The 21,549-nt window shown below is 69.6% G+C and carries 22 protein-coding genes, 3 tRNA genes and 1 pseudogene; 9 read left to right on the top strand and 17 right to left on the bottom strand.

All coding sequences use genetic code 11. The annotated features are described in order from the left end of the window. Positions 1-2: 2 nt before the first annotated feature. The 4 genes and pseudogenes from INP57_RS05905 to rplJ form a co-directional block, all read right to left on the bottom strand. Positions 3-815, bottom strand: coding sequence for an MlaE family ABC transporter permease (locus INP57_RS05905; protein WP_200069011.1), 813 nt, complete (start codon positions 813-815; stop codon positions 3-5). Positions 816-1,099: 284 nt separating this feature from the next. Next, positions 1,100-2,248 (bottom strand): annotated as a pseudogene (locus INP57_RS05900) (ABC transporter ATP-binding protein); the annotation flags it as partial. A gap of 547 nt (positions 2,249-2,795) precedes the next feature. Then, positions 2,796-3,182: a 50S ribosomal protein L7/L12 gene (rplL, locus tag INP57_RS05895; RefSeq protein ID WP_200069009.1), complete on the bottom strand. Its 387-nt coding sequence runs from the start codon at positions 3,180-3,182 to the stop codon at positions 2,796-2,798. Between the two features lie 122 nt (positions 3,183-3,304). Next, positions 3,305-3,832, bottom strand: a complete 528-nt coding sequence (gene rplJ, locus INP57_RS05890; protein WP_200069008.1) for a 50S ribosomal protein L10 — start codon at positions 3,830-3,832, stop codon at positions 3,305-3,307. A gap of 539 nt (positions 3,833-4,371) precedes the next feature. On the opposite strand from rplJ, the gene INP57_RS05885 reads away from it, so the two are divergent. Beyond that, complete coding sequence (locus tag INP57_RS05885) at positions 4,372-5,232, top strand: hypothetical protein (protein ID WP_200069007.1); 861 nt, start codon at positions 4,372-4,374, stop codon at positions 5,230-5,232. A gap of 57 nt (positions 5,233-5,289) precedes the next feature. Here the strand turns inward: INP57_RS05885 and rplA are convergent, their stop codons facing one another. The 5 genes from rplA to INP57_RS05860 form a co-directional block, all read right to left on the bottom strand. Then, positions 5,290-6,003, bottom strand: coding sequence for a 50S ribosomal protein L1 (gene rplA / locus INP57_RS05880; protein WP_200069006.1), 714 nt, complete (start codon positions 6,001-6,003; stop codon positions 5,290-5,292). 68 nt (positions 6,004-6,071) lie between these two features. Further along, complete coding sequence (gene rplK / locus INP57_RS05875) at positions 6,072-6,506, bottom strand: 50S ribosomal protein L11 (protein ID WP_200069005.1); 435 nt, start codon at positions 6,504-6,506, stop codon at positions 6,072-6,074. 163 nt (positions 6,507-6,669) lie between these two features. Continuing rightward, on the bottom strand, positions 6,670-7,572 hold the full coding sequence (nusG, locus tag INP57_RS05870) for a transcription termination/antitermination protein NusG (protein ID WP_200069004.1): 903 nt from the start codon (positions 7,570-7,572) through the stop codon (positions 6,670-6,672). Between the two features lie 80 nt (positions 7,573-7,652). Continuing rightward, positions 7,653-8,057, bottom strand: coding sequence for a preprotein translocase subunit SecE (gene secE / locus INP57_RS05865; RefSeq protein ID WP_200069003.1), 405 nt, complete (start codon positions 8,055-8,057; stop codon positions 7,653-7,655). A 33-nt stretch (positions 8,058-8,090) separates the two neighbouring features. Next, positions 8,091-8,163, bottom strand: a tRNA-Trp gene (locus INP57_RS05860). Between the two features lie 246 nt (positions 8,164-8,409). On the opposite strand from INP57_RS05860, the gene INP57_RS05855 reads away from it, so the two are divergent. After that, positions 8,410-9,600: a pyridoxal phosphate-dependent aminotransferase gene (locus INP57_RS05855; RefSeq protein ID WP_200069002.1), complete on the top strand. Its 1,191-nt coding sequence runs from the start codon at positions 8,410-8,412 to the stop codon at positions 9,598-9,600. 140 nt (positions 9,601-9,740) lie between these two features. Here INP57_RS05855 and INP57_RS05850 read toward each other — a convergent pair whose 3' ends face one another. From INP57_RS05850 to INP57_RS05820, 7 genes are all read right to left on the bottom strand, one after another. After that, a complete protein-coding gene (locus tag INP57_RS05850; RefSeq protein ID WP_200069001.1) occupies positions 9,741-10,181 on the bottom strand; it encodes a MaoC family dehydratase in 441 nt (146 codons plus the stop codon). After that, positions 10,178-10,642: a MaoC family dehydratase N-terminal domain-containing protein gene (locus tag INP57_RS05845; protein WP_200069000.1), complete on the bottom strand. Its 465-nt coding sequence runs from the start codon at positions 10,640-10,642 to the stop codon at positions 10,178-10,180. The genes INP57_RS05850 and INP57_RS05845 overlap by 4 nt, the downstream gene beginning before the upstream one ends. A gap of 150 nt (positions 10,643-10,792) precedes the next feature. Continuing rightward, complete coding sequence (gene rpmG, locus INP57_RS05840) at positions 10,793-10,957, bottom strand: 50S ribosomal protein L33 (protein ID WP_200068999.1); 165 nt, start codon at positions 10,955-10,957, stop codon at positions 10,793-10,795. Positions 10,958-11,024: 67 nt separating this feature from the next. Further along, positions 11,025-11,100: transfer RNA gene (locus tag INP57_RS05835), tRNA-Met, on the bottom strand. A 100-nt stretch (positions 11,101-11,200) separates the two neighbouring features. Beyond that, positions 11,201-11,273, bottom strand: a tRNA-Thr gene (locus INP57_RS05830). 134 nt (positions 11,274-11,407) lie between these two features. After that, the gene (locus INP57_RS05825) at positions 11,408-14,050 is read right to left on the bottom strand and encodes a putative bifunctional diguanylate cyclase/phosphodiesterase (RefSeq protein WP_200068998.1); all 2,643 of its coding nucleotides are present in this window, start codon (positions 14,048-14,050) and stop codon (positions 11,408-11,410) included. Positions 14,051-14,430: 380 nt separating this feature from the next. Next, a complete protein-coding gene (locus INP57_RS05820) occupies positions 14,431-15,444 on the bottom strand; it encodes an alpha/beta hydrolase (RefSeq protein ID WP_307849928.1) in 1,014 nt (337 codons plus the stop codon). Positions 15,445-15,472: 28 nt separating this feature from the next. Here INP57_RS05820 and INP57_RS05815 point away from each other — a divergent pair, with 28 nt between their 5' ends. Continuing rightward, positions 15,473-15,886: a TIGR03668 family PPOX class F420-dependent oxidoreductase gene (locus INP57_RS05815; RefSeq protein ID WP_200068996.1), complete on the top strand. Its 414-nt coding sequence runs from the start codon at positions 15,473-15,475 to the stop codon at positions 15,884-15,886. A gap of 33 nt (positions 15,887-15,919) precedes the next feature. On the opposite strand, the gene INP57_RS05810 is transcribed toward INP57_RS05815, so the two are convergent. Next, complete coding sequence (locus tag INP57_RS05810; protein WP_200068995.1) at positions 15,920-16,681, bottom strand: VOC family protein; 762 nt, start codon at positions 16,679-16,681, stop codon at positions 15,920-15,922. A gap of 109 nt (positions 16,682-16,790) precedes the next feature. On the opposite strand from INP57_RS05810, the gene INP57_RS05805 reads away from it, so the two are divergent. The 6 genes from INP57_RS05805 to INP57_RS29375 all read left to right on the top strand — a co-directional run bounded on the left by INP57_RS05805 (position 16,791) and on the right by INP57_RS29375 (position 21,547). Beyond that, positions 16,791-17,090, top strand: a complete 300-nt coding sequence (locus tag INP57_RS05805) for a hypothetical protein (protein WP_200068994.1) — start codon at positions 16,791-16,793, stop codon at positions 17,088-17,090. 112 nt (positions 17,091-17,202) lie between these two features. After that, a complete protein-coding gene (locus INP57_RS05800; protein ID WP_200068993.1) occupies positions 17,203-17,538 on the top strand; it encodes a hypothetical protein in 336 nt (111 codons plus the stop codon). A 253-nt stretch (positions 17,539-17,791) separates the two neighbouring features. Beyond that, positions 17,792-18,124, top strand: a complete 333-nt coding sequence (locus tag INP57_RS05795) for a hypothetical protein (RefSeq protein WP_200068992.1) — start codon at positions 17,792-17,794, stop codon at positions 18,122-18,124. A gap of 16 nt (positions 18,125-18,140) precedes the next feature. Then, on the top strand, positions 18,141-18,446 hold the full coding sequence (locus INP57_RS05790) for a pore-forming ESAT-6 family protein (RefSeq protein WP_200068991.1): 306 nt from the start codon (positions 18,141-18,143) through the stop codon (positions 18,444-18,446). Positions 18,447-18,473: 27 nt separating this feature from the next. Further along, positions 18,474-18,812, top strand: coding sequence for a DUF6507 family protein (locus INP57_RS05785; RefSeq protein WP_200068990.1), 339 nt, complete (start codon positions 18,474-18,476; stop codon positions 18,810-18,812). Then, positions 18,809-21,547 carry an ICP22 family protein gene (locus INP57_RS29375; RefSeq protein ID WP_307849927.1) on the top strand — a complete coding sequence of 913 codons (2,739 nt, stop codon included), beginning with the start codon at positions 18,809-18,811 and terminating at the stop codon, positions 21,545-21,547. The genes INP57_RS05785 and INP57_RS29375 overlap by 4 nt, the downstream gene beginning before the upstream one ends. The last annotated feature ends 2 nt before the right edge of the window (positions 21,548-21,549 follow it).

Genomic DNA, 21,549 nt, shown 5'->3' with positions numbered 1-21,549 from the left:
GCTCACATCCCCTTGGGCGGCACGAGCTGCATGTAGACCGTGGTGAGGATGAAGTTCACCGCGAACAGCAGCAGGAAGGTGATCACCACTGCCTGGTTCACCGCATCGCCAACGCCCTTGGGCCCTGGCGGCGGGTTCAGCCCGCGGTAGGCGGCGACCACCCCGGCCAGGAAGCCGAAGATCACCGCCTTGAGCTCGCTGATCCACACGTCCGGCAGCTGCGCCAGCGCGTTGAAGCTGGCCATGTAGGCACCCGGGGTGCCGCCCTGCATGATCACGTTGAAGAAGTAGCCGCCGAGCACGCCGACGACGCTGACCATGCCGTTGAGCAGCAGCGCCACCAGGATCGCCGCCAGCACCCGCGGCACCACCAGGCGCTGCACGACGGAGACGCCGAGTACCTCCATGGCGTCGATCTCGTCGCGGATCTTGCGCGACCCCAGGTCGGCGCAGATCGCCGAACCACCGGCGCCCGCGATCAGCAACGCGGTCACGATCGGGGCGGCCTGCTGGATGATCGCCAGCACGCTGGCCGCACCGGTGAACGACTGCGCGCCGATCTGCCTGGTCAGCGAGCCGAGCTGGAGCGCGATCACCGCGCCGAACGGGATCGACACCAGTGCGGTCGGCAGGATGGTGACGCTTGCGATGAACCAGCACTGCTGGATGAACTCGCGGTATTGGAACGGCCTGCTCGGCAGCTGCCGGCACACGTCGAGCCCGAGCGCGAACAACCGTCCCGTCTCACGCAGCCCTCCCGCTCCCGGGAAGGACCGTGCGCTGCTCGCCCGCGACTTCGTGGGCGGTGCGCTCACTGCTCACCGCCTTTCCGGCGACCGAACCAGCGGCGCCGTGCGCGCACCGGTTCCTCATCTGGCTGGTGCCCGGACGAGAACGGGGGCTCGCCGGGGTGCGGACGCGGCCGGGGCCGCGGGGTCGGGCCGGGTCGGGCCCCTCCGTCCTGCGCCGGGTTCGGCGGGAACTGGCCGGGGCCGGACTGATTCGCCGGACCGGGTTGATTCGCCGGACCGGGCTGGTTCGCCGGCCCCGGCTGGTTGGCCGGGCGGGGCTGATTGGCAGGACGGGCCTGGTTGGCCGGGCCGGGCTGGTGTGCCGGCGCCTGCTGGTGCTGCGGCGCGGCTTGCTGCTGGCGCTGCGCGGGCTGCTGGTGCTGCGGCGCTTGCTGCTGCGACGGAACCCGAGCCACATCGGCGGTCGGCAACGACCCGCTCATCGACGCGGCCGGAACCGGCGCAGCGCCCTCGCGTATGCCGTAGTACTCGCGGTCTTTCGCGCTGAGGCTGTTGACGATCTCGCGCTGAGCTTCCGGGGGCAGCGAACCGAGATTCGCCATCACCCGGTTCTGCCTGCGCCGCACCGCGGCCCGCTCCGGCAGTCCCGCGGTGGCCTCCAGCTGCGGAATGATGTGCGGCACCCGCGACTCGTCCTGCAACTCCGCGAGCTCGGCGGCGGCCTGCCCGGCGTCCTTCTCCTCGCTCATCCCGATCGGACCCTGCTTGCGGCCGTTGAGGAACTGCTCCACCACCGGCTCGGTGGAGGTCAGCAGCATTTCCCGCGGCCCGTACATCGCGAGGTTGCGGCGGAACAGCATTCCGATGTTGTCCGGCACCGTGCGCGCGGTGTTGATGTCGTGCGTGACGATCAGGCAGGTCGCGTCGATCTGCGCGTTCAAGTCGACGATCAACTGATTCAGATATGCGGTGCGCACCGGGTCCAGACCGGAGTCCGGCTCGTCGAACAGCAGGATCTCCGGATCCAGCACCAGCGCGCGCGCCAGGCCCGCGCGCTTGCGCATACCGCCGGAGATCTCACCGGGCAACTTGTCCTCGGCACCGATGAGACCGACCATCTCCATCTTCTCGAGGACCACTTCGCGGACCTGCGACTCGCCCTTGCGGGTGTGCTCGCGCAACGGGAACGCGATGTTGTCGTAAAGGTTCATCGAACCGAACAGCGCACCGTCCTGGAACAGCACGCCGAACAGCTTGCGCACCTCGTAAAGCTTGCTCTCCGAACAGTCGCAGACGTCCACGCCGTCGATCAGCACGCTGCCCTGCTCCGGTTTGAGCAAGCCGACCAGCGATTTCAGGAACACGGATTTACCGGTGCCGGAAGGTCCGAGCAGCACGCTGATCTCCCCGGTCGGCAGGGTCAGCGATACGTCCCGCCAGATGGTCTGCGCGCCGAAGGACTTGGACAAGCCCTCGACCTTCACCTCGACACCCATCCGGCACCTCCGCGTTCCGTCGTTGGCCGCGTTGCTCGTCGGCAGCGCTTCCGCCAGGTGCAGTAGTGCAACCCGGCCGGGAGCCTCGCATACGTGACTCGACTAACGAACGTCAGTAGCGTCACACCTGGCTAACGAGCGAGACCCGGACAGGTTACTCACGAGTTCAGTTGATTCCCAGAGGCGCACCGGAACTGTTCCGAAGTGTCCGAAACCATCGATCCGGCGGCCGAAATGATCAAGCGTTCGTGCGCGGAGCGCAAAAAAGCGGGCACTCTGCGCGAGTACCCGCTTGCAAAACCTTGCACGGCAGCCGTTCGAGCGGCAGCCGCATCCCGCGACGCCGAACCGCGGAACAGTCCGGCCGCCCCGCGAATCGTTATCGGATCGAACCTGCGGTCGTCGGCCACCGCAGATGAATGCGCGCGGAACGCGCGACAAAAGCCATTCGACGGGCGCGGAACGCGCGCCCGGGCGAACTATTCCGGAAAACGGAAAAGCCGACCGGTCCCGGGACCCTTGCGGCCCCGGGACCGAACGGTGAAGATCACTTCAGGGAGATCTTGGCGCCGGACTCCTCCAGCTTGGCCTTGGCGTCGTCGGCCTTCTCCTTGTCGACCTTCTCCAGGACGACCTTCGGGGCGCCCTCCACCATTTCCTTGGCCTCCTTCAGACCAAGGCCGGAGACGACCTCGCGGACGACCTTAATGACCTGGATCTTCTTGTCACCGGCGTCGTCGATGACGACGTCGAACTCGTCCTGCTCCTCCTCCTCGGCGGCCTCGGCACCGGCGGCGGCCGGGGCGGCGGCCGCGACCGGGGCGGCGGCGGTGACGTCGAAGGTCTCCTCGAACTGCTTCACGAACTCGGACAGCTCCAGGAGGGTCATCTCCTTGAAGACGTCCAGCAGCTCGTCGTTGCTCAGCTTGGCCATGTCGGCATTCCTTTCAGATCTGCGCCCGCCGCAGGCACGTGCGGGCGAGCGGTGCGGTGCACGGGCGTGGTCCCCGGTTGCGCGGCGCAGTCAGGGCCGGGCGGGTCGGGGCCGGGGGCGGATCAGGAGGCCGCCTCGTCGCCCTTCTTCTCCTCCAGCGCAGCGGCCATCCGTGCGACCTGCGAAGCAGGGGCGGCGAACAGGCTCGCGGCCTCGTTCAACTTGCCCTTCAGCGCACCGGCCAGCTTGCTGAGGGTGGCCTCGCGGGAGTCCAGCTCCGCGATGCGCTCGACCTCGGAGACCGAGATCGGGCGGCCGTCCATGTAGCCGCCCTTGATGACCAGGTTGCTGTTGGTCTTCTGGAACTCACGCAGCGCCTTGGCCGCGTCCACCGGTTCGCCCTCGATGAAGGCGATCGCGGTCGGCCCCAGGAACAGCTCGTCGAGCCCCTCCACCCCGGACTGCTCCGCGGCGCGCTTGACCAGCGTGTTCTTCGCGACCCGGTAGGTCGTGCCCTCGCCGAGGGCGTCGCGCAGCTGCCCGAGCTGCGCCATGGACAACCCGCGGTACTCGGTCACTACGGCGGCCGTGGCGGTGTTGAACCGCTCGGCGATCTCGTCGACCGCGTTGACCTTCTCGGGCTTTGCCATGTCGCCTCCTCTCTTCTAACGACTCGCCAACCCGCGGTGCGGGTTCGTAGCCGGCAAGTGATCCCGAGGAGACGAAAAACGCCCCGGCGCAGCAGGCACGGGGCGTACGTGGCACCGGCGCGAAAGCGTCCTGAATGAGGTGCCGCCTCGTCCTCCTGCGCGGGCCGCCCGCATCGCACGGGACCTTCGTTCCCCGGACCGGCGTGCGGCGCGGGGAAAGACCAGCGGTCTTAGGTGGAACTGCGGCGACTATACACGGCGGTTCACCAGGCACTCCGCGGCCACCCCCGGATTGCGCGGCAGGCCGCGGTGACATTGGCGCGGCAAAGCCGCGGCGACATTCGGGCGGCCCAGCCGCGGCGACATTCGGGCGGCCCAGCCGCGGCGACATCCCGGCGGCGCAACCGCACTGCATTGGTGCGGCACAGCCGCGGTGACTTTGGTGCGGCAAAGCCGCGGTGACATTGGTGCGGCAACGCCGCGGCGACATTCCGCAGCCGAGATCCGGCGACCTTGCCCGGCACGGCAGGATGTCAGGCGTGGCCGACCCGAACGAGTCGCACCGCGACGACCGATCCCAGCGCCCGGACGCGAAACCTGCTGCCGAGGCCGCCGACTCCGCCGAGATCGTGGAAGCAGAACTGGTCGAAACCCCGCCGGAGGCCGACCGGCAGCGCGCCGCGCCCGGCCCCGCCGACGACGAGCAGTTCCGGCAGTACCAGCAATTCCTCGAGTTCCAGCGGTTCCAGGAATGGCAGCGCCAGCAGGGCACGACCCAGCAGGGCGAAACACCGCCGGGCACGCCCCCGCCGGAGCAGGACGGCTCCGCCACCGGCTCGCCGCGGCGGCCCGAGCAGCGCGCACCCGGCTGGAAGAAGGCGCTGGGGCTGCTCCGGTACAAGATCGTGCGCAGGTTGATCTACCTCGTCGTGATCCTGCTGGTGCTGTACTACCTGCTGCACTCGCTGCTGGTCTCGTTCACCGGAGGGAGCGGCGGCTCCTCCGCGCCCGGCACGGGCGGTGGTTCGCAGGCTGCCGCGCCGATCGCACCGGGAGAGCCGGACCTGGCGATCTACGCGCTGTACAACTACATCGGCGGGAACTCGCCGGAACAGGCGTGCGCGTTGTTCACCGATACCGGCAAGGCGGCCTTCGCCGCGAGTTACGGCACCGGCGACTGCCCGTCCGCCGCGCGCCAGGCCCGGGCAGCGGTCACCGGACCGGCGAGCTACCGCGACCCGATGTTCCTCAACGCGCTGCAATCCACCGGCACCCAGACCAAGGTCGACTCCTGCGCGGTGCAGGTCGGCGGCGGTCCGGCGCTGGGCACCATGCGCATCAGCAGGCAGCCCGACGGCGGCTGGCTGATCGACCAGTACGCGCCCGCGAACTGCGGCTGAACGCAAAAAGGTGGGCCGCCCATCGCGGGACGGCCCACCTTCAGCTGCGGTGCTCGATCAGGCGGAAGCCTCGGTGAGGTTCCGCGTCAGCGCCGGGTCGACCGGGATGCCCGGGCCCATCGTCGTGGTGAAGGTGACCTTCTTCAGGTACCGGCCCTTCGAGGTGGACGGCTTGGACCGCAGGACCTCGTCCAGCGCGGCCGCGTAGTTCTCCACCAGCGCGTTGTTGTCGAACGACGCCTTGCCGATCACGAAGTGCAGGTTGGCCTGCTTGTCCACCCGGAAGCTGATCTTGCCGCCCTTGATGTCCGCGACGGCCTTGGAGACGTTCGGGGTGACGGTGCCGGTCTTCGGGTTCGGCATCAGGCCGCGCGGGCCGAGCACCCGCGCGATCTTGCCGACCTTGGCCATCTGGTCCGGGGTGGCGATCGCCGCGTCGAAATCGAGCCAGCCGCCCTGAATGCGCTCGATCAGCTCCTCCGAGCCGACCGCGTCCGCCCCGGCGGTCTCGGCCTCAGCGGCCTTGTCGCCGGTCGCGAACACGATGACCCGGGCGGTCTTGCCGGTGCCGTGCGGCAGGTTCACGGTGCCGCGGACCATCTGGTCGGCCTTGCGCGGGTCGACGCCCAGCCGCAACGCCACCTCGACGGTGGGGTCCATCTTGACCTTGGAGGTCTTCTTGGCCAGCTCGACGGCCTCCAGCGGCGCGTACAACCGCGCGCGGTCGACCAGCTCGGCGGCCTGCAGGTATGCCTTGCTGCGCTTAGTCATTTCCTCTGTCCTTAACGGGATCAGTCGTGGTCGAGCAGGGCTGCGCGAGCCCTCCCACACGGGCCTGGTCAGCCCTCGACGGTCAGGCCCATCGACTTGGCGGTACCGGTGATGATCTTCTCCGCCTGGTCCATGCTCTTGGCGTTGAGGTCGACCCACTTGGTCTGCGCGATCTCGCGGATCTGGTCCACGGTCACCTTGCCGACCTTGGACTTGTGCGGCTCACCGCTGCCCTTCTGCACGCCCGCGGCCTTGAGCAGCAGCTTCGCCGCCGGCGGGGTCTTCAGGTTGAAGGTGAACGAACGGTCCTCGAACACCGAGATCTCGACGGGCACCACGTCGCCGCGCTGGTTCTCGGTGGCGGCGTTGTAGGCCTTGCAGAACTCCATGATGTTCACGCCGTGCTGGCCGAGCGCGGGACCGACCGGCGGTGCCGGGTTGGCCTGGCCGGCCGAGATCTGCAGCTTGATGATCGCTGCGAGCTTCTTCTTCTTGGGCGGCATCTTCAGCTTCCTGTGTCCTCGGAGTGCTCGCCCGGCCCGTTCTCCCGGACCGGGCACGGGCGCGGGCCACGATGGCTTCGCCCGTCGCCGCGGGAGGTCCTGCCTGGTCCTCCCGCGGCCGGCCGGAATCCCCGTGTCGGCCGGTGGCGGCGCGGGGAGCCGGTCAGATCTTGGAGACCTGGTTGAACGACAGCTCGACCGGCGTCTCCCGGCCGAAGATCGAAACCAGCACCTTGAGCTTCTGGTTGTCCGCGTTGACCTCGCTGATCGTCGCGGGCAGCGTCGCGAACGGGCCGTCCATCACGGTGATCGACTCGCCCACCTCGAAGTCCACCTCGACCGACGGCTTCGCGGAAGCCGCGGCCGGCTCGGCGGCCTTCTTGCCCGGCTCCGGCTTGGCCTCCTTCTCGGCCTGCGGCGCCAGGAACTTCAGCACGTCGTTGATGCTCAGCGGCGAAGGCTGCGAGGTCGCGCCGATGAAGCCGGTTACCCCCGGCGTGTTGCGCACGGCGCTCCACGAGGAGTCGTTGAGCTCCATGCGCACCAGGATGTACCCGGGCAGCACCTTGCGCTGCACCATCTTGCGCTGGCCGTTCTTGATCTCGGTGACCTCTTCGGTGGGCACCTCGACCTGGAAGATGTAGTCCTCCACGTCCAGCGTCTGCGCGCGGGTCTCCAGGTTCGTCTTGACCTTGTTCTCGTAGCCCGCGTACGAGTGGATCACGTACCACTCGCCGGGAGCGCGGCGCAGTGCGGCGCGCAGCTCCTCGACCGGGTCCGGCTCGGCCTCGCCTTCGGTCTCCGCCTCGGCGTCGGTCTCCGTGCCGGTCGATTCCGCCTCGTCGGCCTGCTCGGCCGCGTCGGCGGAACCGGGGGCATCCGCGCCGGTGCTGTCCTGCTGCGCGTCGGCGCCGGCGGCTTCGGGCGAACCGGTGTCCTCGCCGGAGTCGGCGGCGCGCGCGGAGTCGACGGCCGCGGAGCCCGGGACCGCCTCGGCGGCCTCCGGCTCCTCGTTGCGGCCGGTCAGCTCCTGGCCCTCGTGGGGAGTCCCCTCTCCTGAGGTCACAGTCGGTCTCGCTTCCTCTCGTGCGTTGTGCGCCGGGTCGATGGCGGCTCGGCCCGCGTGGTCCGCCGGGCCGGTGGCGCTCAGCCGAACAGCCAGAGCACGCCCTTGGCGAACAGCACGTCCAGACCCGCCACGAACGCCACCATGATGCTGACGAACACCAGCACCACCAGCGTGTAGGTCACCAGCGCCCGGCGTGTCGGCCAGATGACCTTGCGCAGCTCGGCGACGACCTCGCGCAGGAAGCGCCAAACCTTGCGGAACGGCGAGACCCGACCCTGCCGACCGTCCCGCGAAGGGGTCGGCCGGCCCTTCGACTCGGTTGTGCGCGTCGAGCCGTTCGACCCGCTCGCGCTTTCCTGCCCGCCCTTGCGGGCGGCGGCACGGGAGGAGCGGCGCTCGCGTCGTGCGGCGGCGCCGGAAGGCTGGGCGGCGTCATCACGCTGCTCGTCCGGGCCAGCCCCCTGTTCGCGGTCGTCGCTCACGCCTGCATCCTCCGCTCACCGTGTGCATCGACGCAGGGGTGACAGGACTCGAACCTGCAACCTGCGGTTTTGGAGACCGCTGCTCTGCCAATTGAGCTACACCCCTTCGCGACCGGCGGTCGCGACGGCACACACGATACAGCCCGCTCCAGCACGACCGACGCCCAGTTCGGCCGCCCAGGTGCGAGTGCACCGGTATCCCGGGACGGGAAGTCTACGGCACGGTGCTGATCACTTCGCACGCGCGTCCCCGTTCGCCCGCCGCCCGCAGGTGGGGAGCGTGCCCGCAGCCGCGGTCCTCTGCAAAGATGCCCGCATGGCCGCACCAGAAACACAGCACACGAAGGCGCGCGTGTCCGCGCGCATCGGAGGGATCAGCGAGTCCGCGACGCTGGCGGTCGACGCCAAGGCGAAGGCGCTCAAGGCCGCGGGCAGGCCGGTGATCGGTTTCGGTGCCGGCGAGCCCGACTTCCCGACCCCGCAGCCCGTCGTCGACGCCGCGATCGCCGCGTGCTCCGACCCGCGCAACCACCGCTACAGCCCGGCTTCGGGCCTGCCGGAGCTGCGCGAGGCGGTCGCGGCCAAGACGCTGCGGGACTCCGGCTACCAGGTCGAGCCGAGCCAGGTCCTGATCACCAACGGCGGCAAGCAGGCCGTCTACCAGGCGTTCGCCGCGCTGCTCGACCCTGGCGACGAGGTCCTGCTGCCGGCGCCGTACTGGACCACCTACCCGGAGGCGATCACCCTCGCCGATGGCAAGCCGGTCGTGGTGCCCACCGACGACTCCACCGGCTACCTGGCGAGCGTCGAGCAGCTGGAGGCGGCGCGCACCCCGCGCACCAAGGTCCTGCTGTTCAACTCGCCCTCCAATCCGACCGGCGCGGTGTACCCGCCGGAGCAGATCGCCGCGATCGGCCGGTGGGCCGTCGAGCACGGCATCTGGGTGATCACCGACGAGATCTACGAGCACCTGGTCTACGGCGACGCCGAGCACGTCTCGATGCCGGTGGCGGTGCCGGAACTGGCCGACACCTGCGTGGTGCTCAACGGGGTCGCCAAGACCTACGCGATGACCGGCTGGCGGGTCGGCTGGATGATCGGCCCGAACGACGTCATCAAGGCGTCGACGAACCTGCAGTCGCACCTGTCGTCGAACGTCGCGAACGTTTCGCAGCGCGCGGCGCTGGAGGCCGTCAGCGGGCCGCTGGACGCGGTGGCCGAGATGCGGTCGGCCTTCGACCGCCGCCGCCGCAAGATCGTGGACCTGCTCTCGGCGATCCCCGGCGTGTCCTGCCCGGAACCGGAGGGCGCGTTCTACGTCTACCCGTCGGTGAAGGGGCTGCTGGGCAAGGAGATCCGCGGGCAGCGCCCGCAGACCAGCGTGGAGCTCGCGGAGATCGTGCTGGAGCAGGCCGAGGTCGCGGTCGTGCCCGGCGAGGCGTTCGGCACTCCCGGCTACTTCCGGTTGTCCTACGCGCTCGGCGACGACGACCTGGCCGAGGGCGTCGGCCGGGTCGCGGAGCTGCTCGGCGAAGCCGAGTAACCGCCCGGGCGACCGAAGACGAACGGACCGCGCATCCTCCGGGTGCGCGGTCCGTTTCAGTTCGTGCCGGAGTTCGCCGGGCGGGCCGCGGCACCGACCGTCCGGTTGATCCGGCGCGGCGCCTGAACTCGCGGCACCGGTTACTCCGGCAACCGGACGACGGCGCTGGCACCGCCGAGCACGCTCTGCTCGGCGCTGCGGGCGGTGATGTTCACCTTCACCGTGCCGTCCTCGTTGACCGCGGCGACCTTCCCGGACAGCTCGACGACGGCGCCGCCCTCGTCCGGCGCGGCACCGTCGTCGGGCACGGCGACGGGCCGGGTGAACCGCACCGAGTGGTCGACGATCGCGGCCGGGTCTCCGGTCCACTCGGTGACCAGCCGCGCCGAGAGCGCCATCGTGAGCATTCCGTGCGCGATCACGTCGGGCAGTCCCACCTCGGCGGCAAACCGCTCGTTCCAGTGGATCGGGTTGAAGTCGCCGGAGGCGCCCGCGTAGCGCACCAGGTCCGCGCGGGTCAGCGGCACGCTCAGCGGCGGCAGTTCGTCGCCCTTGGCGACCTCGGACGCACGTACCTTCACGCCTGCTCCTCCTCCGCTGCCGTACCGCGAGCCACCAGCGTGGACAGCGCGGTGCACACCGGTTCTCCCTCGACCGTGCCGATCTCGGCGCGCACGGTCAGGAAGTCGTTGCCCGCGCGGGCCTTGATGTCGTCCACGAAGACCGTGGCGCGCAACCGGTCCCCGGCCCGGATCGGGCGGTGGTGGGTGAAGCGCTGGTTGCCGTGCACGACCTTGCTGTAGTCCAGTCCGAGCGCCGGATCGTCGACCAAGGCGTCCTGCGCGCGCATGGTCAGGATGATCGCGAAGGTCGGCGGCGCGATCACGTCCGGGTGGCCCGCCGCCTTGGCGGCCTCCGGGTCCCGGTGCAGCGCCGAGCCGTCGTGGATCGCGTCGGCGAACTCGCGGATCTTCTCCCGGCCCACCTCGTAAGGCTCGGTCGGCGGGTACTCACGTCCGATGAATGCTTGGTCGAGCGGCACGCCACGCAGATTACCGCCGTCCGTCGCGCAGGCAGCCAGCGCGCGGTCGTCGCGCGTCGGGCGCCACCAAGTCGATAGGGCCGCCGGACGCGAAAAACCCGCCGCGGCCGGAGCCGGGCGGGTTTTCGGTGATCGGGAGACCGCTGTGCCTCAGCGGGTCTCCTTGTGCGTGCGATGCGTGCCGCAGTGCGTGCAGAACTTCTTCATCGCCAGCCGGTCGGGGTTGTTCCGCCGGTTCTTGTTGGTGATGTAGTTCCGGTTCTTGCACTCCTCGCAGGCCAGCGTGATCTTGGGGCGAACGTCGGTGGTGGCCACAGAGGTGCCCTTTCTCTCTAGTACTGCGTACCGGTCGGCTCGCTCGGGAAATGGGCGAACCACGAGCTGGTAGCGGTGGCCGGACTTGAACCGACGACACAGCGATTATGAGCCGCTTGCTCTACCGACTGAGCTACACCGCCATCCTGAGACCACCGGCTCGGCAGGTCTCAGCACCACCGAGGGTATCTCATGCAAAACAGCCGCAGCACCCAGGTAACCGAGCACCGCGACTGTCTACCGAGCCCCAATACGGAATCGAACCGTAGACCTTCTCCTTACCATGGAGACGCTCTACCGACTGAGCTATTGGGGCGTGCCCTTGCGGAGCGATTAGAACTCTACACACCCGCTGACCATGGTCGACAACCGGGGTCTGGTTCTATTGAACGCGCAGGTCAACGGCACTATTCCGGCGTTGGACCGGCGGCGGCGAGCGGAACCGGCCGATCAGTGCACGAGTGTGAGCACGGTCTCGGATCGCGATCCGCGCGCCTTCACCGTGCGGGCCTGCAACCACGCCTCGAACCGATCCTCCGGCAGCGGGCGCGAGATCAGGTAGCCCTGCGCGATGTCGCAGCGCATCCCGACGAGCTGGTCGCGAGCGGCGTCGTCCTCCACGCCCTCGGCCACGACCCGCAGATCCAGCGAGTGGCCCAGCTCGACGATGGTGCGCACCACCGCCATGTCGCTGAGGTCGGTGCCCATGCCGAGCACGAAGCTCTTGTCGATCTTCACCTCGTCCACCGGCAGCGTGCGCAGGTAGGCCAGCGAGGAGTAACCGGTGCCGAAATCGTCCACGGCCAGCACCACGCCCAGCGCGTGCAACCGCCGCAGCACCGGCATGGACCGCTCCGGCTCCTCCATCACCGACGACTCGGTGAGCTCGAAGGTCAGCAGCTCCGGCGGGATGTCGTGACGCAGCAGCGCCTCGCCGACGCGGTCCGGGAAGGACTCGTCGTTGAGGTTGCGCACCGAGAGGTTCACCGCGACCGACATCCGCAGATCCCGGTCCAGCCACTCCCGCACCTTGATCAACGCGCGCTCCAGCACGAACGAGGTCAGCGCGTCGACCAGGCCGGTCGCCTCGACCACCGGCACGAACTCGTCCGGGTCCAGCCGCCCGTACTCCGGGTGCCACCAGCGCACCAGCGCCTCGGCGCCGACGACCTGCCTGCCCGGCAGCGCGACCTTCGGCTGGTAGTGCACCTCGACCTGGCCGGTGTCCAGCGCCTGCCGGAACTGGGTGACCAGCTGGAAGCGGCGCAGGAAGACCTGCCCCATCGCGGGCGCGTAGCCGCGGACCACGTCTTTGCCGTTGCGGGCGGCCCGCACCGCCACGTCGGCGTGCTGCAGCAGGGTGTCGATGTCGTCCTCGTCATCGGCGTCGGCGGGCGCGGAAGACGAATACCCGGCGACCCCGGTGGCTTCGACCACCAGCCGGTCCAGCGGGTAGGGCTCGGCGATCACCTCGCAGAGCCGTTCGCCGAGCTGGTGCGCCTGCTGCTCGGTGCGGTCGATCAGCAGCACCGCGAACGAGTTGGCCTCCAGCCGCGCCAGCGGCACTTCGTGGCCGAGCTCGTCGCGCATCCGCTGCCCGGCGGCCACGACCATGCGGTCGCCCCAGGTGTAGCCGAGCGCTTCGCTGACCGTGGTGAGCAGGTCCAGATCCACCCGCAGCACGACCGCCGTGCGCTCGTTGCGCAGCTGCTCGGCGGCCATCTCGCGGAACCCGGCGCGGTTGAGCAGCCCGGTGAGCAGGTCGTGGTAGGCGTCGTGGCGCAGCCGCGCCAGCAGCCGCCGGTTGTCCATCGCGGTGGCCAAGTGGCTGGCCAGGGTGTGCAGCAGCCGCACGTCGGCCTGGCCGAAGCCGCGCCAGCGGCTGACCCTGTCGTGCGCCTCCACCGCGCCGAGCAGCTGGTTCGCGCCGCGCAGCGGCACCACCAAGGACTCGTAGGCGCCGCGCAGCCGCAACGCGCGACGCACCTCCTCGGGCGCTTCCAGCGTCCGGAACGAGCGGACGTGGGTGCCGGGCAGCTGCAGCAGCGGGTCGTCGCGCAGTGCCTGCGGGCTCGCCGACTCGGCCGCCTCGGGCAGCGGCTCACCTGCGACGAGCGTGCTGACTTCGCCACGGGGGTCCAGACGCAGGCGGACCACGACGCGCGTGGCGTTGAGCTGTTCGCGGATGCGTTCGGCGACCGGTTCCCACTCGCTGACCGAGGTCTCCGGGTCCGCCGCCTCCGCCGGAGCGCGCACCGCGGACTGCCCGGAACGCGCCACGCTGAGGCTGACGTCGCTGAGCGCCTCCAGGTCGCGCTGTTCGCGCAGCAGCCCGGAATACGCGCGGTAGAGCCCGATCACGGCGACGGCGACCAGCGCGACCAGCAACCATCCCCACTTGGTGCTGCGGGCCACCTCGTAGCCGATCAAGCCGACCGAGGTGTTCAGCAATCCGACCGCCAGGGTGCGCACCGCCAGCCGTGCGGCCGCGGTCAACCGCATGCCGCCGCCCAGCACGTGCAACGCCGCCAGCGCGAACCCGCAGGAGATCAGCGGAGAGGTCAGCGTGCCCAGCACCGGGCCGAACCAGGCCGGCGCGATCGGGTTCAGCGGATCGTCCAGCGCGTTGTTGACCGCGGTCGCCACCGCGAACGGCACCGCTACCTCGAGGCAGAAGACCCCGGCGTTGTAGACGACGTGGGTGGCCGCGCGCCGACCGACCTGCGCGCCCAGCCCGGCGAGCAGGTTCGCCGCGAGCACCACCTCGAACGGAGCGGTCAGCAGGCCGAGGATCAGCGGGATCTCGGTGAACGAGATGGTCCAGCCGACCCGCTTCACGTCCACGTCGATGGTCAGCTGCTCGGCCAGCAGGAACCCGACGGCCAGCAGCGGCCCGATGATCAGCAGCTCGGGGCCGTATTCGTGCCGCGTCCAGTAGGAGGTGAGTCCGGAGACCAGCAACCCGGCCAGCAGCACGAGCACGGAGAAGGTGGTGAACGAGCGCCTGCGCGCCGGATCGACCTCGGCTCGCACGGGCGGGCGCGGCGGGTCCAGCGTCGCCTGTGGATCGAGGGTGTGGTGACGCTCGATCATCCACCCTCCTCTGCCCGGCGACACGAATGTCGCACCGGAATGCCGCGCCGATCGTGACGCACGACGGCCACGGTTGGCCAGGGCCGGATGCCCCAGTCACCGCGCGCGCGGGCGGCGCAATCGCCCGTACCGGTATCGGGTGCCGACCGATTCGCCTGCGCAGAGCTTGGACTGACCAGCGCGTTCCGCGAACTGGCCGAGTGCGGGCGGGTCGTGCGGGAAAGCCCGCGGCGGCCCTGCGAGCGCTGTGAGAAAGGCCGCAGCAACCGATCACCATGCGCGCGGAGAGTGTTCATGGAACACCCTCCGTGATGTCGATTCCGTCGATCAGGGCAATGGGGACGGAGCGAGCCCGCTCCCGCCGCGGCTCGCCGGCAGGATCATGTCAAGCCGAGCTCGTCCAGGTAATCCCGCAACGCGCGGTCGAGGTCGGCCAAGCCCGACTCCTCGGACGGCAGGTGCCCGGCCCCGTGCAGCGCAGCGAACCGGCCCGCCGGACCGAGCCGGTCGAAGAACTCCCTGGAGAACCGCAGCGGCGTCCACCGGTCTTCCGCCGGATGCGCCAGCAGCACCGGCGGGCCCGCGTAGTCCTCCGGCTCCACCGCGGGCGGCGCGCAGACGAAGCTGCGCAGGAATCCCAGCGACATCCAGTTCCCGCCGCCCAGCGGATCCGCCCAGATCGCGTGCGCGAACTGGGCGTGGTTGGACATCGCGGCGATGTTGACCAGCCAGCGCGCCGGTGCCCACGCGGGCGGCAGCGGCATCGACACCGCCCCCGGCAGCAACCCGAGCAGCACCGACCACCGGCCGAGTTCCGGGGTGCTCGCCAGCCGGCGGCGAACGACCTCCCGCCGCGGGTCGGCCAGGCCGGTGGCCACGACTCCGGCGATGGGTGCGACCCCGGCGACGGGTGCGCCGCCGCTTCCCGCGCGGGCGGCCACGTCGTAGGCCAGCCGCCCGGCCGAGCCCACTCCCATCAGCACGATCGGCCGCTGATCCTTGCGCTGCTCGGCCACCACCAGGTCCGTGACGCACTGCTGCCAGGTCCGGTAGGTGACCTGCCGCAGCCCGCTGGCGGTGAGGCCGAAGCCGGGCAGGTCGGGGGCGAGGAACTCGACGTCCAGCGAGGGCAGCCTGCTGTAGGGCGCCAGCATCCGGCCGTATCCGCCGATGCCGTGCAGCGCGATGAGCTTCGCCGGGGCGTCCGGGCGCGGCACCCGGTCCACGTGCACCCGTCTGCCCCGCCACGACCACCAGCTCTCCGCCGGCGCTTCGCCGGGCGAGTCGAAGCTCATGCCGCTGGGGAAGTACTCCTGGTAGCGCAGCCAATGCTCGTGCTGCGCGTAGCTGGGACCGACGACGCTGTCGGAACCTGGGGAATGGACGGTACGCACGTCTCGAAAATACGGAGCGGGTTCAGCGATGCGCATCAGCCAGGAGAAGGCACGCTACTGGTTCTCGACCTCCCGAGTCGCCCGGTTGGGAACCGCCGATTCGGCCGGTGCACCGCACTTGGTGCCGGTGACTTTCGCGGTGCGCGAGAACGTGGTCGTCACCGCAGTGGACCACAAGCCGAAAACGACCACGTCGCTGAAACGGCTGCGCAACATCACCGAGAACCCTCGGGTGTCGTTGCTGGTCGACCACTACGAACACGATTGGTCGGCGCTGTGGTGGGTGCGCGCGGACGGCGTCGCCGAGATCGTCGCGGCCGCCGATCACCCGGAGCTCACCGAAGCGCTGGCGGCGAAATATGAGCAATATCGCAACCAGCCGCCGCAGCATTCGATGATCGTCGCGCGGATCGAGCGCTGGAGCGGCTGGAGCGCTTCCTGATGGTTCGACTTGCTCATTCGCGGATTTCCGCGTTCAGCCCGCCGGTTCCATGAGGTAGAACCGACGCCCCTGGTCGTCCGAGCAGCTCGCCAGCCGCCCGAACGGCCGCTGCTGCGACGGCTCGGCCTGCCCGCCGAGCTCGCGCACGCGCGCCAGCGAGGCGTCGATGTCGTCGACCCGGAAGCACAGCTGCACGTCGTCGTGCTGCCCGCCGTGCATTCCGGCCATCGGGTGCACGCCGTCGATCTGCCAACCGTCCGGGACGTTGCCGGCGGAGAAGCGCCAGCCGAGCAATCCGCCGTAGAACTCCTTCGCCGCCTCGGAATCCGGAGTGGCGATGGTGATGTAGTCGATGTCGCCCTGCCGCGGCCTGCGCGGTGCTTCCGCGAAGCCCGCCGCGGGAGTCGTGATCTGCCAGCGGTGCCCGAACGGGTCGTCGAGCCGTCCGGAGCGGCCGTAGAACCGGTCCTCGGCGTCCCAGATCTTCGGCGCGCCCGCGTCCCGCGCGCGCTGCAGCACCGCGTCGACGTCCGCGACCTGGAGGTTCAGGTTCACGCTGGCACCGCCGCGGGTCGCCGGGCTCGCCATGTCGATCTCCGGGAACTCGTCGGCGAGCATCAGCGCGCAACCGTCGACGTCGAGTTCGGCGTGCCCGATGCGGCCGTCGTCCATCACGTGCGGCTCGCCGCGCAGGCGCGCGCCGAAGACCGTGCCGTACCACTCGATCGCCTGCCTGGCGCCGTTGACCGCGAGGTACGGAGTGAGGGCGGTGCCGGTCCGTTCAACGGTGGTCATGGCGGTGCTCCCCTCGTCGTGCGCAGCCGCGTCGCTGCGCTCGCCCCATGGTGTCCCCGGGCACCGACATCGCGTCGGTTCCGGCGCGCCGGGTCGTAAGGTGCGTGGCGTGCCCGAACCGTCCGAACAGCAGGTCGCCACCGCAGAGCTGTCCCGCTTGGCGGCGGCGCTGGACGTGGTCGACGCCCGCGCCGAGCTGAACCACCGCTACCGCAAGCTGATCACCGATTCGCGGCAGGCGCTGGCCGCGCCCCGGGTCCGGCTCACCCAGGCCCGCGGTATCGGCAAGAAGCTGATGGTGCTGGTGAAAGCGGCCGGGCCGGACTTCCGCGCGGCGTTGGACGATGCCGAAGCCGCGGCGATCGACGCGGGGCTCGCGCAGGCCGACGAGCTCGTGTACGGGACGTGAGCCGGATTTCCGGCAGCGGGCACCGCCGGCTTTCGGCGGAACGCGGCGGCGAAGCTTGATCGACCGGTTCGGCGGGCACCCTCCCGGTGCACCCCCGCGAAACGGAGGACCGATGAACGCCCCCGAGCCGAACACCGAGCAGATCACCATCTGGCGCAACCTGCTGGACTCCTTCGCCCAGCTCAGCGCGGCCTGGCAGGCGGCGGAACAAGCGCAGCGCACCGCCGAGCAAGGCGCCGGACCCGGCACGTTGCAGATGCCGGAGTCGCTGGTCACGTCGTTCTCCCGAGCCGGGTCGGAGGCCTCCGACGCGCTCAGCGGTGTCGCCGCGGTGCTGTCCAGGCAGACCGGGAACGACGAGACGTTCGAGGGAGTCGCCGAATCGCAGCGCGAAGCCAGGGACGCTTGGGCTGCAGCGCATTCCGCGTTGTCCGACGAGGAGTCCTGAACCGGTTTCGGACCCGCACGATCTTGGCCGGGAAATACCCTGAGTCGAGCGTAGAACACGCATCGTGCGAAACCGCCCGGAAATCGCGCACGACCTTGAAGCCGACCGCCTTGATCTGAGTAGAATCCCCGATGCCCGACGGCGGTGATCTCCGCTGTGATCGGGTGGAACCGAACTGGGGAGTTCCCGCGTCATAGCGGTTCGCGAACACGGTCGCCACTGGTGGCAGCGGCGAGAACCGGGAGGGTGTTGCGTGAAGTTCGACATGGGGTCGTCGACGTTGTCGGCGTTGACGAAGCAGACGCAGGGTTCCAGCGATGATCTGGGCGCGTTGATCCGCCAGCTCATCACCGCCGCGGAACCCCTCGAAGGCAAGTTCAACGGGGCCGGGCGGGCCGCGTTCGACTCGTTCAAGGCACGGGCCGACGAGATCACCGGCGAGCTCAACGGCTCGCTGTCGGCGATCTTGGGCGGGCAGTCCGGCATGGACCGCTCGTTCGGCCAGGGCGATACCGAAATGGCCGACAACGCCTCGGCCAACCAAGGCTCGGCCAACTTCGACGCGGCCCGCTTCGGCGCCCGCTGAACCCGGGGGAATCGTCATGAGCATGGACCGGCGCAGCTTCGACACCGGCATCTCGCAATCCGTCCAAGGCGACATTCAAGGCATCATCGGACGCCTGGAATCGGTGATCTCGCAACGCGACCAGGCCGTGGCCGCAGCGATGGCCGACTTTCAGGCCGACGGCGTCTCCGACGACTACCACCACGTCGAGCAGCGCTGGAAGTCCGCGGCCACCGAAGTCCGCCAGATCATCAACCTGCTCAAGCAGACCATGGCCCAGAACGACGACTCCGCCAACAGCGCACTGTCGCGGGCGCGCTCCGCGGTGCAAGGCATCGGCTGACGCCGGCGAACTGGGGAGGGAACCGTCGTGGGCCGGTGGGACATCCAGCCGTCCGGAGTGCAGGGCGTGCTGCAGCGCGTGGAAGGCGTGGCCGAGCAGTTCGAGAGCCACGTGCGCTCGATCAACGAGGCGATGCAGGGCGCGGGCGCGGAAGCGTCGTCCGGGATCGTCGGGCAGGCGCTGCAAGGCTTCGCGGAGTCGCAGCGCAGCGACATCCAGTTCGTGTTCAGCCGCACCGGCGCCGCGATGACCGGTGTGGCCAACGCCACCCAGGCGTACGTCCAGGGTGATCTGGAGATGGCGGCCAACGCGCAGAGCAGCGCGAGCGCCGCACCGGAGCCCCGGATGCCCGGAGGCCCGCGGTGATCAACCCCGCCGAGATCCCGCAGATCCCCGGCGACATGGAGGCGCTGCGCGGGCACGCCGCCACGCTGCGCAGCTCCGGCTCGTCGTTCAGCTCGACCGGTGCGAACGTGCACTCCACCTGGCAGGGCCTGGCCGCGGTCTACGAGGCGCCGGAAGCCGGGCAGCTGCTGAACGCGACCCGCCCGGTCTCCGAGATCAGCGATTCCATCGGCGGCGACGTCGAACTCGTCGCGAAAGCGCTGACCACCTACGCCGACACCGTCGCGCCGATCAAAGCGCGGCTGGAGTCGCTGCGCACGCAGGCTCGGGCGTTCGTCGGCTCCGTCGAAGGCCACGACGACTGGCGCGAGGACGAGGGCAAGGTCGGCGCGCACAACCAGCTCCTCTCGCAGGTCAACGAGGCCGTCGCGGAATGGATGGCGGCGCAGCGCGCCTGCGCGAACGCGATCAACGCGACTTACGGCGGCACCCGGTACGTCGCCGACAACGGCGATGGGCGCCGGGAGGGCAACGAGTTCGGCTACTCCAAGGACCAGCTCAACTCGGCCATGGCCGGCGAGGGGCTGCCGTGGGGCAAGCCGGAGGAGCACGACGGCGGCATCCTCGGCGACGTCTCGGACTTCTTCGTCGGCATCAAGGACGGTGCCGTGCAGATGGTCACCGACCTCGGCGCGCTGATCGGCTACTCCGACGGGCAGTGGAGCTGGTCGACGGCCGGTGCGGCGTGGAAAGGCCTCGGCACCTTCGCGCTGGCGATCGGCACGTACTCGATGCCCGGTGGCATGACGCTGGACCAGTCGGTCGGCCTGCCCGGCTTCAAGCGCGGCGAGATGGGCGGCACGCTGCTCAACGCCGGCAAGTCCATCATCGCCTACGACCAGTGGGGCAACGGCCACAACGGCCGCGCCGCGGGCCAGGCCACTTTCAACGTCGTCTCCGCCGTGGTCGGCACCAAAGGCGCGGGCGGCGCGCTGCGCGGCACCGGAGCCGCCATCCAGGGCGCGAAAGCCGCCGGGACGGGCGCCCGCGTAGGCGGCGCCATGGTCCGCGCCGGGGACTTCGTCGCCAAGATGCCCACCGTCGGCGAACTCGGCCTCAAGGTCGCCAACAAGCTCGACGTCCACATCCCGCACCTCGGCCCGACACCCGCGGTCGCGGGCGCCGGACACCACGTCGACATGCACGTCCCGGAAACCCGCGGGCCGGAGGTCGCGCGGATGGACGGCGGCGGGCACGGCGACGGGCCGAGCCTGGGCGATGGGAGGCATCGGGGATCGGACGGGCCAACTACGTCCCAGTCGAGTGCACACGTCGGAGACGCGGCGGACGGCGGACACAAGCACGTTCCAAACGCCCCACAGACCCACCACGTACCGCAGGACGCACCCCACCTGACGCCGCACGAATCCGGCCACAGTCAGCACGCGCCGGACGGACACGGCGACACGCATAGCGGCACCAGTCACCCCGACACCGGTGACCACACCGATATCGACCATAGTGGAGCGCACGACAGCGGTCGCGGCGCAACACCGCACTCGCCCGACACCGAGCCTCAAGGGGTCCAGCCCGACGGATCTTGGCAGGGCGAACACGGGCTGCGCCTCGATCCTGGCGCCAACGCGGCAGCCGAGCGGTTCATCGAGCGTTCCGCGGCCAACGAACCCCGCATCACCGAACACATGCGGGTGATCGAAGGCTCCATCGACCACGGGCGCTTGGAAGGGCTGGACTTCCGCCTCAAAGGCGAGGATTCGCTCAAGCGCAAGCTCGCCACGGACATGGCCGAGGACATCAACGTCGCCCCGGACGAAGCGCTCGCCGGAATCCGCGACTCGGTCCGCTACACGCTGGAAGTCCCCTCCGGCAACTACAGCCACGGCGTCCAGCACGCGGTCCACCAACTGCAGTCCCAAGGCTTCGAGAACATCAAGTTCAAGAACACCTGGGACGAAAGCGGCTACAAGGGCATCAACTCGACCTGGCGCGACCCGGCCACCGGCCAGACCTTCGAGCTCCAGTTCCACACACCCGAGAGCTTCGCGGCCAAGATGGACGCGCACGAGCTCTACGAGCAGCAGCGCCTGCCGGGCAATTCACCGGAACGCATCGAGCAACTCCAAGCCCAGCAACGCGAGATCTTCGACCGCTTGCATCGGCCCTCCGGGACCGGGGAGCTGGCCGTGCAGTCTCACCCGGACGCGGCGCCGGATCTTGGTGACAACGTTGTTCCCGAAGGCCACCCAACAGGGCACAATGCCGACTCAGGAGGTACGGACCCGACTTCCGATGATCCTGGATCGGGCGAACACGCTGGTGCGGTCCACGACCCGGTTCATCGGCAGCAGCTGATCGACGAAGTCGAACGGCTTGGCCACAAGATCAATCGGGATGACGTCGTGCAAATCGGGCGCAACCGCGATATGCAGGTGACCTGGCTCGAAGGCGGCAACGAGCGAGCAGGACTCGGGCATATGCTCACGGACAAGCGTGTCGCGGAGTTCGACCGCGCCGGCATTCCGCGTGAAGACATCGGCGAGGTCGCGTTTCGAGCAGCCACCGAGGGAGAGCCAGTTGGCATCTCCGGCAAGGACCGGATCGTCTACGAGGTCGATTACCATGGAGAAACCAAACGGATCGCGGCGACGGTGGGTGACAACGGTTACATCGTCGGGGCCAATCCGATCAGCGCTGACAAGAAGTTGAAGCCGCTGCCCGGACTGGATGTGGAGTGAAC

The organism is Saccharopolyspora galaxeae (assembly GCF_016526145.1).
GTDB classification, from domain to species: Bacteria; Actinomycetota; Actinomycetes; order Mycobacteriales; family Pseudonocardiaceae; genus Saccharopolyspora_C; species Saccharopolyspora_C galaxeae.
The sequence above is the reverse complement of the archived record's forward strand: the minus strand, read 5'-3'. Positions and strand labels throughout refer to the sequence as shown.